Below are 14,593 nucleotides of genomic sequence, written 5' to 3'. Positions count from 1 at the left end.
AAAGAAATTTCAACATTTACAGCCATATTATTCCCATGTTCTTATCTATTTATTCATAAACTTATACACATATTAATTCACATTATCCACATTTTTTGTTTAGTTTTCCTCAAAACATACGTTTAAACTAATATATTTCCCATCTTTAAATAACTTATTCACAAAAAAAATTTTTTACAACTAAGTTCTCATTTTATCATTCTATGTCGAACTTAGTTGTAAAGCGTTTTCCATAGCAAATGCTATACATTAAATTTTGTTAATAACTTATCCACAATACTAACACTTTTATCAACAGTTTTGTGGATTACTTTGTTAATTTTTGCATATCTTCGTTACTAGTACAGTCATATCGTCTTGTATGTTTCCATCTTGTATATCAAGTGCATAATTTAATATCATTTTAGATATTTCTTTTGGGTTTGTAGTATTTATTTTGTCTATATATGAATATAGCCAGTTATCTCCTAAATTCTTATCTTTTCCCGCATCTACTATTCCATCTGACATCATTATTATATAATCTCCGTCTTTTATCCTTCTTTTATCTCTATCTACTTTTACCTCAGATAGTATCCCAACTGGCAAAGATGAAGATGATATAACATCTACATTTCCTTTGTCTCTTTTTATAAAAGTTGAGCAAGCTCCCATTTTAACAGTTTCAAGTTCTCCTTGCTTAAGATCTATTATACTTAGATCAAGAGTTGAGAACATTTCCTCTGATGATTTAAGCATTAACATATTATTTATTGTATCTATTGTTAACTCTTCTTTTATCCTAGACTCCATCATCTTTTCTAATATATCTATTGTTACAGATGATTGTTCAAATGCCTTTTTACCCTTTCCCATACCATCGCTTAATGCAGCCATATACTTACCATCGAATATCTCCATATATGTATAATTATCTCCGCAGTATATGTGCCCATCTTTTGACATATATGCTACTTCAGTTACAGCGTTATATTCTTGAGCCTTACTTAAAGTAACCTTACATCTATCACCAATTGAACTACATCCAACTTTTTGAGCAGAAAGTTTACATCCAACTATTTCTGATATTATGTTTACAAGTTTTTCATCACACATAGATCCAGAGTAACAAGTTTCTTTTTCTATAGTTATTTCAAAGTCATCATTTTCTTTTCTTAAGAAATTTAATTTATTGACACCTATGTTATTTCTATCTAATTCAACTAAAATATCATTTTCCATTTGTAAATCAAATTCCATACCTGTTTGTAAATCATTTGCAAGGTCTTCTATAGATGTAGATATACATCTTATTTGGTTTGATACCAACCTTCTAGCTTCCACAAGTCTTTGGTTCCAATCGTAATCTAGTGCAAATAATTTAAAATAATGATTAGCTGTTTTTACAACTGATTCAGGCTTAATACATGATTTGTTAAAACTATAAGGTAAATTATTATAGTCTATTTTTCCTCTTTCTTCTAGTATTTGAAGTATATTTGTAAATGCTGTATATGTATGGTTAAATTTCATATCCCAACAGCTTCTTTTCATGCCACATTGTCTACATTCATCATTTTGTATCATATCTATAACACTTGCTATATCTTTTTGGTCTAATATTCTATCCTTTTCTCTTATCTTATCAAAAGTATCCGCAAGTTCTCCGTATGTTTTGTACATACTTATCAACCTACTATTAGTTATTTCTTTTGCTCTTTTTATGTGATCATTTGCACTTTGGTAACTTCCTAGAACCCCTTTGGTGAACTTTTCTATATAAGTTAATTTTTCATTTGGTATTAATAACATTATCAAACTAGCAAGTACTACTTCTCTTAAACTTGATACTAACTCTGGTGTTCCTTGAGTACATATCATTATTATTGACCAACCTATTATATATCCACATATACTTAAATATTTATTTACTTTACTAAATCCTCCACTAAGTAATCCAGCAAAACTATATATACCTATATATAAAGATGATGATATATCATTTACTATTGTAGCTAACCCTATTACTACACCTGTAGATGCTCCTAGTGATGCTCCACCTGTATATGCAAATATTAATATAAGAAGTGTTGATAGTACCTTTTGTATTGATATTCCAAATATGTCTATATTTCCAATTCCCATTATACTAAGTGTTATTAAAACAGATAAGGCAATTACTTCTTCATTTGATATACTTTCTCTCATATCTCTCTTTATTATAAGAGGAACACCAAATGAATATATATATACTAATGCAAATACAGCTAGCCCTTCAAACAAAGCAACTATAACATCATACATATAGCTCCCGGTTATAACTGCTTGTCCCATAGCTGATATTATCATTACTACTAAACCTATAAATGCAACTTTGAATATAGAAGTTATATTTCTTATAGGTTTTGTCAATATTCCTATTAACACAAGTGCCGCCATATACTTTATAGTATGAGGTCCAATATTTCCAGTAGACATTATACCTAAGGCTACAGATAAAAATACTGGTATACTATATTTTTTAACTCTAGATATATAAAGATAGTAGGCTATGCCCAGTGGTGCAACTGCATCCACTATAACAGCCCTACTCAAAAGAAATCCTATAAGAGATAATATTATAACAGTTGAATTAATTTGATTAAGTTTTGAAAAATCCTTTACTTTTACCGTTCCTTTAGTATTTATAGCAATGCTTTTTTGCATATAAAAACCCCCCTTTTTGTTTCTAATCAAATTGTAACAAAAAGGGAGAAAGTTTTTTGTCATAATAAGTAGTGAATTATTGAGAAAATTAAGACATATTTTTTACCTTTTGACATATTAATCCTTCTAAATTATCAAATTCACTTACAATTATTTTATCAAATTCCATATTTTTCATTATTTTATCCAATATTCCTACACCAGCCGTTATAATATCCGCTCTTTTTGGCTGTAATCCTTTTAATCTTCTTTTATCATTTATTGTCATTTTTTTAATTTTTTGTAGAATATTTTCTAATTCTTTTATGTATATTTTACTATTGTGTATTTTGTCCATATCATAAACTTCTAACTCCTGATTCATAGCACATAAAGTAGTTATTGTACCTCCTATACCAACTATTTTTGATATAGTATTATTCTTAATATTATTTATTGTATCTTCAATGTTATTTTGTATAAAACTCTCCATATTTTGGAACTCTATCTCATCTATAGGATCTAATTTTAAAAACTTTTCTGTCATTCTAAGTGCTCCAACATTTTCACTTTTAGAAAATATTATTCCTTCTTTATTCCCTACTATAAATTCAGTAGATCCTCCACCAATATCTATAACTAATATATTATCGGCTTCTTCTAAACCCTGTAATACACCTAAGAATCCCAAATTAGCTTCTTCTTTTCCATCTATTATCTCAACTTCGATATTAGCTTCTTCTTTGGCTAATTTTAGAAATTCTTCTTTATTTTTACTGTCTCTAAGAGCTGATGTTCCTATAGCATATATATACTCACAGTTTTCTTGTCTTGATTTATCTACAAATTCTTTTAATGCATCTATATTTCTGTTTATTGCATCTTTAGATATATATCCTTCTCTATCTACATCTTGACCTATTCTAGTTGTATTTACGAACTTTTGTCTATTATAAAATTTTCCATCAATATAATCTGCTATTAAAAGCCTCATGGAATTTGTTCCTATATCTATAGCACCTAATTTCATCTTTTGTTCCTCCTTTAATAAAAAAATTCGCTGCGCTCAAAAAAAGGAGTTCTCACTCCTTTTTGTTTATGTCTATATATATTATTTCTTCTGGTTTAACCATACTTAACTTTTCTCTCGCTATTTTTTCTATGTATTCATCTTTGTTTATATATTTCTTATTTTCCTCTAATTCTTTTATATCTTCATCGACCTTACTGATTTGAGACCTTAAAGAATCCATTTCTTTTTTATACTCTCTTACTTTTAGAATTTGATCTACAACACCATATCCCATAGACAAAACAGTCAATACCAAAAACATATAAATAACAGCATATTGACCTGTAAAATTTTTTCTTTTGCTCATTTCCCCCACCTACTCATTAGAATTTGCTTTTCTTATATTTTTTATTTTTTCTTTTAATATTATCTTTCTTAGGCTTTTTAACTTTTATCTTGCTTTTTTGTTTGCCTCTGAAATTTAAAATTAAATTGGGTATATAAAATATAATATCAAATAGTAGATGGATAGAGTAGATGGTAACGTAATACAAATTGATTAAAATAGCGACTAGATATTTCACAACGGTTACTATGGTACTTGTAATTAAATATAGTAATTTGGTGAAAAACAACAATATATACTTGCTTATTGTATTTAAATATATTATATAACCTATTCCCAATGCCACAAAATGATAATATCTTAAATCAAACGACTCTACTACGTTTATTGTTACAAATACTAGTATAGTTACAACAATCCAAAATACAGTATCATGGATTATTGTGAATAATTTTGGAACCTTAAAATTTTTCTTGGTTGCCCTATAAAAATCATATATAAGTCCTATTATTATTCCACCATAAATAGTTGTTAAAAAGACTACTATATCCTCTGTAAATGGCATCATAACTATCTAAACACCTTTTTTATAAAGCTTTCTTGTGGCTTCTTAGCTTTAGTATATGCCATTGAGTTGACAGTTCCTTTTACAGATATTATCTTATCATCTATACTTAGCTTTCCCATGTCAAGATTTTCGCCTTCTATTACAAGATCTCCGGCAACTGTCCTTATTTCCACCTTCTTATCGTTAAAGGAATATATGTGTTCTACCCCAGATACAACTAAATCACTTCTGTTTTTCATAGTCACATTATGTTCCATAGTATCCCCCCCGTATATTATTTTCTCCTTATAATATACGAGGTGAGTTCTGAATTTATTCTATTATCTCATACATTTCTTTTGCTTCATTTTTTAGTACATGCTCTCTTACTTCAGAAACTTTAACTTTGACCTTCTTTTCTCCAAATTGTATTTCTAGTATGTCTCCTATATTCACTTCTGTAGAAGCCCTTGCTACCTTACCATTTAGGCTAACTATTCCTTTGTCACAAGCTTCCTTTGCAACAGTTCTTCTTTTTATAACTCTAGATACCTTTAAGAATTTATCTAATCTCATAACTTAACCTCCTATATATAAATAATAAAAAAAGTGTGGTATACCCCACACTTTATTCATTATACTATTATGCGTTTATAGTGTCTTTTAAGCCTTTACCAGCTTTGAATACTGGAGCTTTAGAAGCAGGTATATCTATAACTTCTTCTGGGTTTCTTGGATTTCTACCTTGTCTAGCAGCTCTTTCTCTAGTTTCGAAAGTTCCAAATCCTACTAATTGAACTTTGTCTCCAGAAACTAATGCTTCTTCAACAGAACTCATGAAAGCGTTTAATGCTTGTTCTGATTCCTTTTTTGTTAATCCACTCTTTTCAGCTATTTTTGTTACTAATTCAGCCTTGTTCACGATAGTTACCTCCCTAAAAGTATGTTAATTTATTATTTTTACATAACTGTAAAATTCTAGCTTTTTTACAAAACTCCTCTTTTTTAGATTATTTTTTTAATTTAGCTTCATTCCAGAGTTTGTCCATCTCTTCTAATGTCATATTTTCTAACTTCATACCGCTTTTTATGGCAGTATACTCTATAAAACTAAATCTTTTTATAAACTTTTGTGTAGTTTTGTTCAAAGCTTCTTCAGGATCTAAATCTAAAAATCTAGCTAGATTTACTATAGAAAATATTAAATCTCCTAATTCTTCCTGTATGTATTGTATATTCCCAAGTTTACATTCGTCAAGTAATTCTTTATATTCTTCTTGTATTTTTTTGTATACATCTTCTATATTATCCCAATCGAAGCCAACTAATGCAGCTTTATGTTGAACTTTATGGGCTTTAGTCAACGCAGGAAGATATTTAGGTATTCTTACTAAACTTTCTGTTATAGTTTGTTCTCCTTTTTCTTGTTTCTTTAGTTCTTCCCATGTTTTGTCGTATTCATCTTTTTCATATTTAGCTTCTCCAAATACATGAGGATGTCTATATACCAATTTATTGCATATAGATGCTATAATTTCCTTCAAATCAAAATATCCTTCTTCTTGTCCTATTTGAGCATGGAATACTACGTGTAAAAGTATGTCTCCTAGCTCTTCTATCATTTCATCTATATCATCATTATCTATTGCCTGTGCAAGCTCATAGGCCTCTTCTATTATGTGCTTTTTAAGGCTCTGGTGAGTTTGTTCTGCATCCCAAGGGCATCCATTAGGAGCTCTTAGTCTAGATACTATATTTTCTAAATGTAATACATTATTGTATATCTCTTCATCAGACTTGGGTATATATAAACTAGTCAAATAATCAAAGTTATTTTCACTTCTATCTAATTCATATAATTTAACAAACTTCTTACTTTCTAGATTCTTAACACCTGCAGCTCTAATTATACATATTTCTTGCTCATCATTGTAATATTCCATTAAAGATAGCTTTACATTAGACGCTGTCAGTCTATCATAAACTTGTGTTACTATAGTTGAGCTTTTGATATCTATATACGAATTTTGTATCTGTAGTGCATCTATAAGACTAAATCCATGTACAGGGTCTACTCCTAGATAATTATACATTGCATCTAAAAAGCTCATAGATGGTATAATTTCTAATTCTATATTACTTTCCTTAGCTTTGCCTTCAATAATGGAAACGGTGTTCTCAGCGACCCTAGGATGCCCAGGAACTGCATATACTATATCATCATCTTTAGCCTTTTCTATAATAAACCTTGATATATTCTCATATACCTTTTCGAAGTCTTCTTCACTTTCATAAAAATGATCTAATCCTACGTATTTTATGCTATCATCAAACTGGTCAATTATTGGATGCTTTATTGTTCTAAAATATACGTTTTCTTTATTTTTTATAGATTCTAGTGCTCCTTGGCTAATAAGATTGTACTCTCCTGGTCCAAGTCCTACTATGGTGATTTTGCCCATAATTCCACTCCTTTTTGTGTTGCGAAAATTCGCTACGCTCATATCGCCAACGACCCAGTTGGGACCTTGATCAAAAATAAAGGAAATACTTATATAAGTATTTCCAATATATACATATATCTATTCTATTTTATCTCATTAATTTAGCTTTTTTAAGTATTTTATATAATTTTTCACCTTTTGGCATCTTAAGTAGTTCATCTTTTGATATTCCACCTATTGCAAATATCATTACTACATATACTAATGCCCCTATAGCTATGGATATTACAGTTGCTATTTTACTTCCAACAAGTCCTCCCAGACCCATGTAAGAAAGAATAACAACTAAGCTCATAACTATAACAGTTATTAATGGCTTAATTACAAATTCCTTTGCAGAGAACTTAACCTTACTAAACTTTTTAACATAGTATATATCTACAGCTGCCGCTATTAAATAAGCTGTTACCGTACCAAGTGCTGAACCTACTACGTTTATTTCTGGTATAGCTGTTAAAACATAACTCATAACGGCTTTAAATACCATCCCTAACCCTAATCCTAAAACAGGTATCATAGGTTTGCCCATACCTTGTAGAGCCCCTGTAAGGGTTTGTATAAGCCCTAAGAACACTACTGCAGGAGTTAATACAAATAATATTGTTCCTATAGATGCTGGCTCATTAGGGAACAATAACTGCATTATAGGCGTTGCAAGTGATGCCAATCCAAATGCAGCTGGCAATACCATGTATAAAGTAACCTTTACACCTGTTTTAATTTCCTTTTGAGCTGATTTTAAATCTCTTGTTGCATAAGATTGAGATATTGCTGGAACCAAACTCATAGCAAGAGACATAGTTATAACAGATGGCATATTTATTATTGACATTGCCATACCTGTTAACTGTCCAAACAATGCATTAGCTTGCTCATAACTATATCCAGCAACTTCTAGCCTTCTTATAACTATTATAGAGTCCAATGTATTAACCAAAGGTATAACACAAGCTCCTATAGTTATGGGAATAGCTATAACAAGTAATTTATTTAGTATATTCCATGTTGTTTCATCTTTAGTATTTTGAACGCTTTTTATCTCACTTTTAATAATCTTATTTTTTCTAAAATAAACCCAAATTAAGTATATCATTGCTGCTAGTGCTCCAAAAGTAGCACCAGATATTGCTCCAGCAGCACCTAATTGAGACCCTTTTGTACTCATGAATATATAAGCTAATCCAAGTCCCAAAATAACCCTTATAAACTGCTCATTTATCTGAGATAATGCTATAGGTGTCATTTCTCTTCTACCTTGAAAATATCCTCTATAAGAAGACATTACAGGTACGAATAATAATGATGGTGCTATAGCTAACATAGCATAATATGCATTAGGGTTATGTAGTATCTCTGTAACTATAAAATCAGCCCCAAAGAAGAATATACAAAATGCAACAATACCAGTTATAAATAGCACATTATGAGATACTTTAAATACCTTATGTGCACCTACATAATCTCCAAAAGCTATTTTTTCTGATACTAGTTTTGCTAGTGCTGTTGGAAATCCTGCTGTCGCTAAAGTTAAGAATAATACGTACACAGGGTATGCTGCTTGATAATACCCCATACCCTCAGCTCCTATTAAGTTTCCAAGAGGTATTCTAAAGAAAGCACCTATTATCTTAACTACGATACCAGCTACCCCAAGTATGAATGCACCTTTTAAAAATGAATCTTTATTAGATTTGGTACTCATAGTTTTTCCTCCATATTTATATAGATAACAAATTCTAATATACCATATTTATGTTTATTACTTCAATATAATATGTTTTTTGTTGCAAAAAAGAACGGAAAAAAGACCCTATTTCCAGGGCCTACATTCCTCAATATTATTGAACTTGTTTACCTAAGAAGTTGACAGCTACCTTTAATAACTTTTCATCACTATCTGTTAAGTTATCATTTTCTTTTGCTACTAATATAATCGATCCTATGCAATCTCCTGATGTACTTACTATAGGCATGATTATCTGTTGTTTATATTCCATTGAGTCGTCTTTGTGTATAGGTATTATTTTATTGTCTTTTACAAAACAGCTCGTTCTATTTTCAATAATATCTTCTAGTTCTTTACTTATGCTTTTTTCTTTATAATCTTTTTTTGGAAGCTTTGATACAGCTATTATGCTATCTAAATCTGTTACTAAAACACCATGTCCTACAGTTTCTCCTAGGGTTTCTGCATACTCTTGAGAGAACTCATTCAATTCACCTATTGGAGAGTATTTTTTAAGTATTACTTCTCCATCTTTAGCTGTAAATATCTCAAGAGGGTCTCCTTCTCTAATTCTCAAAGTTTTTCTAATTTCTTTTGGTATAACAACTCTACCAAGATCATCTATTCTTCTAACTATTCCTGTTGCTCTCATTTTATGATCATCCCTCCATAAATAACTTTGAATATATTTTTTACCAGTTATAAAAAAAATATGCAAAAAAAACCTATATATAGAAATATATAGGTTTTTCTTCCGATCATTATAATTTTACACTTTTTATAACATCTTCATTTTTTTCTGTTTTAGCTTTCTTTTGTAATTCATTTATATGTTCATTAAACTTTTCTTGTTCTATTTTTTCTTTAATTTGATCCTTTACTTCTGCAAAAGGATTAATTTCGTTTATTTTATCCGTAACCTTAATTATATGATATCCAAATTGACTTTCAACCAAATCAGATATTTTCCCTTTTTCTAAACTAAATGCTGTATTTTCAAACTCAGGAACCATTACACCTTTTCCAAAGAAATTTAAATCTCCACCATTTTTAGCAGACCCTGGATCTTCAGAATTCTCTTTTGCAAGTTTTGCAAAATCTTCTCCTGCTTTTACTTTTGCAAGTATATCTTCAGCCTTCTTTTTCTTTTCAGCTTTTTCTTTATCTGCAAGAGGCTTACCTTCAGCATCTTGAGTAGATATTAATATATGAGATGCCCTAACTTCTTCTTTTCTAAATTCTTCTTTATTATCGTTATAATATTTATTTAAAACATCTTCACTAGTTTTAATATTTTTAATATACTCTGTACTATAGTTTTGTATAGCTACATCTTTTTTCATTTGATCCTTCAAAAATGCCTCATCTATACCAGCATCTTTTAGAGATTTCATATATTCTCCGTTATCACCAATACTTTTTTTGAACTCTTCAAATTGCTCATTTACTTCTTTATCAGAAGGTACTAGCTTTTTCTCTTCTGCCTTTTGATAAATTAACTCATCTTGAATCATTCTGTTTAGTATATCTTCTTTGAACTCATCTCCACGAGTTTTATCTCCTTCTACTTGTTGATTCCATACATCTTTTCCATACATATTTTCAAAAGTAACTTTATATGCATTAAGAGTATTTTGATACTTCTCTAAAGTTATATCTTTTCCATTTACAGTGGCCACTGGACTCTTTTGCCCTGTACACGCTGTCATTGATATTGCCAATACGGAAGCCGTTATTATAGATAGTATTTTTTTCAATTCATGCACCTCTTCCTTAGTTTTATAAAACAATTAGGTAAATTATAACATTTTTTCTAGTAACTCTTCAATTTCTTTAACCATTTTGTATTGGTTTTTTTCTTTAGTTCTGTGAACATATTGAGGTTTTAAGAATATTTGATCTTTAGATTGCTTTATACTTTCTACCTTTAGCTTTTTACACATAGATTTTATATATGCTATAGATAGCAAAGTTTTTACTGGAGTAGGAAGGTCTGAGAATCTATCTTCTAATTCTTCTTCAACTTCATACATATCCTTTTTACTTTCTATAGAAGCTATTTTTTTGTACATTTCTATTTTAGTAAGCTCATCTGTTATATATGTTCCAGGTATATATGCATTTACACTTAAATCTATTTCAACTTCTAATTCTTGTGTTACATCTTCTCCCTTTACTTTTCTTATAGCTTCATTTAACATTTTTACATATAAATCGTACCCTATAACAGCCATGTGTCCATGTTGTTGAGGTCCAAGTATATTACCAGCCCCTCTTATTTCTAAGTCTCTCATGGCTATTTTAAATCCAGATCCAAATTCAGTGAATTCCTTTATCGCCTTTAGCCTTTTTTCTGCTACTTCACTTAATACTTTGTCTTTTTCATACATAAAATATGCATAACCTTGTCTTGTACTTCTACCAACTCTACCTCTTAATTGATAAAGTTGTGCAAGACCCATTTTATCTGCATCATAAACTATAATAGTGTTAGCGTTTGATATATCCATTCCAGTTTCTATTATAGTGGTACATACAAGAACATCATATTCCTTATTTAAAAATCCAAATATTATATTTTCTAGATTTCTACCAGTCATCTTTCCATGCCCTACAGCAACATTTGCATCTGGTACTAATCTTTTTATCATACTAGCTTTTTCATCTATATCTTGTACTCTATTATATACGAAAAATACCTGACCACCACGAGCCAATTCTCTTTCTATAGCATCTTGTATTATACTTTCTTTTCCTTCTGCAACGTATGTTAAAACTGGATGACGCTCTTGAGGTGGTTCTTCTATAACACTCATGTCTCTTATACCACTTAATGACATATGAAGAGTTCTAGGTATAGGTGTAGCTGACAAAGTAAGTACATCTACAGTAGACTTTATCTTTTTTAACTTTTCCTTATCTTTAACACCAAATCTTTGCTCTTCATCTATTACAACAAGTCCTAAGTCCTTAAATACAATATCTTTAGATATTATTCTATGAGTACCTACGACTATATCAACTAGACCCTTTTTAGTATCTTCTATTATTTGCTTTTGTTGCTTTGGAGTTTTGAATCTACTTAGTACTTCAACTCTTATAGGATAGTCTTTGAATCTTTCCTTTATTGTGTTGTAATGTTGTTGTGCAAGTATAGTAGTTGGAACCAAAAATGCAACTTGCTTTTGTTCCATACAAGCCTTAAATACAGCTCTTATTGCAACTTCTGTCTTACCATATCCAACGTCTCCACATATTAGCCTATCCATAACCTTATCGTCTTCCATATCCTTTTTTGTATCTATAATTGAATTTAATTGATCATCTGTTTCTTGATATGGAAATAATGATTCAAACTCACTTTGCCAAGGTGTATCTTCGCTAAACTTATATCCTTTTACTTTTTCTCTTTTGGCATAAAGTTCTATAAGGTCCTTAGTCATATCTTCTATTTCTTTTTTGACCTTAGCCTTAGCCTTACTCCATTCGCTATTTCCTAGCTTGTTTAGTTTTACTTTTTCTGCATCTGCACCTATATACTTTTGGATTTTATCCATTTGATCTATAGGAACATATAGATTATCAGCAGCTGCATAAACTATTTTTAAATAGTCCTTTTTTGTGTTATTTGCAGATATCTGTTCTATTCCTACATATCTACCTACACCATGATTTTCATGTACAACATAGTCTCCTATTGTTAAATCTAAGAATGTATCTATTTTTTGACCTTTTCTATTTTTCTTAGATTTACCAGTATTTACTCTTTTGTGTACCCCTATCATTTCTTTGTCAGTTATAACTGCAAATTTTATAGAGTTATATTGAAAACCTGATGATATATTACCTGAAGTTATTATAACTTGAGATGATTTTATATCAGAATTTCTGTCTTTTAAAAGTACTGTCTCTATGTCCATGTTTAACAAATCTTCATATAATTTTTGAGCTCTATCAAATGTATTAGTTGAAAGTATAACCTTGTATCCATTGTGTCTTAGATACTTAATTTCATCGCCTATAAGTTCTAGTTTCCCGTTAAACGTTGCAACTTCTCTACAATCGAAATTTACTATAGATTTTATGTTAAAGTCTTTTATAGATTTAGGTAAAAGTGAATTTAATATTACAAATCTATCATCGACTAAATGTTCTAAGTCTATATAATGATAAAGAAGCTTTCCTTGTGATTTCAGTGCTAAGCCTCTTTCTAAATTCACCTTATAGTTGTCCCTAAATTCATCTATATAATTGTCACACTTTTCTTTTATTCTAGTTATATCGTTAAACATTATAATTGCATCTTTTTTCAAATAAGAAAATATACTCTTATTTTCTTGTGTATATATATAATCTATATAATTTTCAACTCCATCAAAATATATATGATTATTTATCTTTTCTAAATTAGAGTATATATCATCACATGTATCTTTCTTTATATCAGCCTTCATTCTGTCAATAGATAAATTTATATCTTTTGGATATATAAATTCTCTAGAAGGTGTTATTTCAAAGTTATTTATTTTTTCTATTGATTTTTGAGTAAATACATCAAATGTTCTTATAGAATCTATTTCATCATCAAACAATTCTATACGTATAGGGTTGTCGTATTCTAGAGAGAATATATCTATTATTCCACCTCTTACACTAAACTGACCGAACCCTTCTACCTTTGAAACCCTTTCATATCCTAGTGCTACTAACTTATTTACAAGGTTTTCTATATTTATTACCTCTCCAATTTTGTATGAGAATATATTTTCTCTCAAAGTCTCCTTTGGCATATACTTTCTCATAACAGCTTCTATTGAAGTAACAAGTATTATATCTTCTCCCCTAGAAAGCTTTAAAAGAACCTTTAACTTTTTTGCTTCTTCTTTTCTGTCTTTTGCATCTAAATAATAAAAATATATATCTTCAAATCCTAAATATTCTACCTTATCCTTTGCATAAAAAACCAAATCTTCATATACTTTTTTTGCGTCCAAATCACTATGCGTTATAACTAATGTTTGCTTATTTAAATCCTTAAACATGGCATAAGTTATATGAGGCCTTTGAACAGGTACAAGGCCATTTATAAGTAATGATGATTTTTTGCTTTTAACAGATTTAATTATATCTTTATATTCCTTTGAATTTTGCAAAGGATATATGAAAACATCATTCATAGAAATCTTCCTTTCATCTATCCATTATATTTATTCATAGCCAAGTCTAAATTGTCCTTTATGGTAGTTTCTATGGCTAATGCGGCCCTTTCTAGAGCTTCTTGTAAATCTTCTACTTCATCTTTTCGGAATTTTGACAACACAAAAGATGCTAGGTCTTGTCCGTGTTCGGGCTTTGAAACACCTATCCTAACTCTCGGAAAATTATCAAATCCTAGACATTTTATTATAGATCTCATTCCATTGTGAGTTCCACCGCTTCCTTTTTTCCTTATTCTAAGCTTGCCTACATCCAAATCAATATCATCGTATATTATTATTATATTCTCAGGTTCAACTTTATAGTACTGAAATATACTGATTAAAGTTTCACCACTTAAATTCATATATGTTTGAGGCTTAACTAATAGTACCTTTTCGCTTCCTATTCTACCTTCACCAATTAAGGCCTTATGCTTGATTTTATTTACTGGTATACTATGTTCTTTAGCTAATATATCTATTAAATTAAAACCCACATTGTGTCTTGTATTTTCATATTGTTTTCCTGGATTTCCCAATCCTACTATTACATACATTTTGTCTCCTCCTTTATGCGATTATTGTATTTTTTGCAA

The 14,593-nt window shown here is 29.7% G+C and carries 13 protein-coding genes; all 13 read right to left on the bottom strand.

All coding sequences use genetic code 11. The annotated features are described in order from the left end of the window. Window positions 1-315 precede the first annotated feature (315 nt). The 13 genes from spoIIE to pth all read right to left on the bottom strand — a co-directional run bounded on the left by spoIIE (window position 316) and on the right by pth (window position 14,554). On the bottom strand, window positions 316-2,685 hold the full coding sequence (gene spoIIE, locus BS62_RS06480) for a stage II sporulation protein E (RefSeq protein WP_496490443.1): 2,370 nt from the start codon (window positions 2,683-2,685) through the stop codon (window positions 316-318). Window positions 2,686-2,773: 88 nt separating this feature from the next. Next, complete coding sequence (locus tag BS62_RS06475) at window positions 2,774-3,694, bottom strand: Ppx/GppA phosphatase family protein (protein ID WP_496490442.1); 921 nt, start codon at window positions 3,692-3,694, stop codon at window positions 2,774-2,776. Window positions 3,695-3,746: 52 nt separating this feature from the next. After that, window positions 3,747-4,043 carry an FtsB family cell division protein gene (locus tag BS62_RS06470; RefSeq protein WP_496490441.1) on the bottom strand — a complete coding sequence of 99 codons (297 nt, stop codon included), beginning with the start codon at window positions 4,041-4,043 and terminating at the stop codon, window positions 3,747-3,749. 16 nt (window positions 4,044-4,059) lie between these two features. Next, window positions 4,060-4,590, bottom strand: a complete 531-nt coding sequence (yabQ, locus tag BS62_RS06465; protein ID WP_496490440.1) for a spore cortex biosynthesis protein YabQ — start codon at window positions 4,588-4,590, stop codon at window positions 4,060-4,062. 2 nt (window positions 4,591-4,592) lie between these two features. Beyond that, complete coding sequence (locus tag BS62_RS06460) at window positions 4,593-4,847, bottom strand: YabP/YqfC family sporulation protein (RefSeq protein WP_490142349.1); 255 nt, start codon at window positions 4,845-4,847, stop codon at window positions 4,593-4,595. Between the two features lie 55 nt (window positions 4,848-4,902). Next, a complete protein-coding gene (locus BS62_RS06455) occupies window positions 4,903-5,145 on the bottom strand; it encodes an RNA-binding S4 domain-containing protein (protein WP_496490439.1) in 243 nt (80 codons plus the stop codon). A gap of 67 nt (window positions 5,146-5,212) precedes the next feature. Then, the gene (locus BS62_RS06450) at window positions 5,213-5,491 is read right to left on the bottom strand and encodes an HU family DNA-binding protein (RefSeq protein WP_496490438.1); all 279 of its coding nucleotides are present in this window, start codon (window positions 5,489-5,491) and stop codon (window positions 5,213-5,215) included. 88 nt (window positions 5,492-5,579) lie between these two features. Further along, entirely contained in the window at window positions 5,580-7,031 is a 1,452-nt protein-coding gene (gene yabN, locus BS62_RS06445) for a bifunctional methyltransferase/pyrophosphohydrolase YabN (protein WP_496490437.1), read from the bottom strand. 130 nt (window positions 7,032-7,161) lie between these two features. Then, entirely contained in the window at window positions 7,162-8,775 is a 1,614-nt protein-coding gene (locus BS62_RS06440; RefSeq protein WP_496490436.1) for a putative polysaccharide biosynthesis protein, read from the bottom strand. 136 nt (window positions 8,776-8,911) lie between these two features. Beyond that, window positions 8,912-9,451: a stage V sporulation protein T gene (gene spoVT, locus BS62_RS06435; RefSeq protein WP_496490435.1), complete on the bottom strand. Its 540-nt coding sequence runs from the start codon at window positions 9,449-9,451 to the stop codon at window positions 8,912-8,914. A gap of 109 nt (window positions 9,452-9,560) precedes the next feature. Further along, complete coding sequence (locus BS62_RS06430; RefSeq protein WP_496490434.1) at window positions 9,561-10,556, bottom strand: peptidylprolyl isomerase; 996 nt, start codon at window positions 10,554-10,556, stop codon at window positions 9,561-9,563. A 42-nt stretch (window positions 10,557-10,598) separates the two neighbouring features. After that, complete coding sequence (gene mfd, locus BS62_RS06425; protein ID WP_496490433.1) at window positions 10,599-13,976, bottom strand: transcription-repair coupling factor; 3,378 nt, start codon at window positions 13,974-13,976, stop codon at window positions 10,599-10,601. Window positions 13,977-13,993: 17 nt separating this feature from the next. Then, the gene (gene pth / locus BS62_RS06420; RefSeq protein ID WP_496490432.1) at window positions 13,994-14,554 is read right to left on the bottom strand and encodes an aminoacyl-tRNA hydrolase; all 561 of its coding nucleotides are present in this window, start codon (window positions 14,552-14,554) and stop codon (window positions 13,994-13,996) included. Between the last annotated feature and the right edge of the window lie 39 nt (window positions 14,555-14,593).

Source organism: Sporacetigenium mesophilum DSM 16796 (assembly GCF_059569055.1).
Note: the sequence above shows the minus strand (reverse complement) of the source record. Positions and strands in the feature narration are given on the sequence as shown.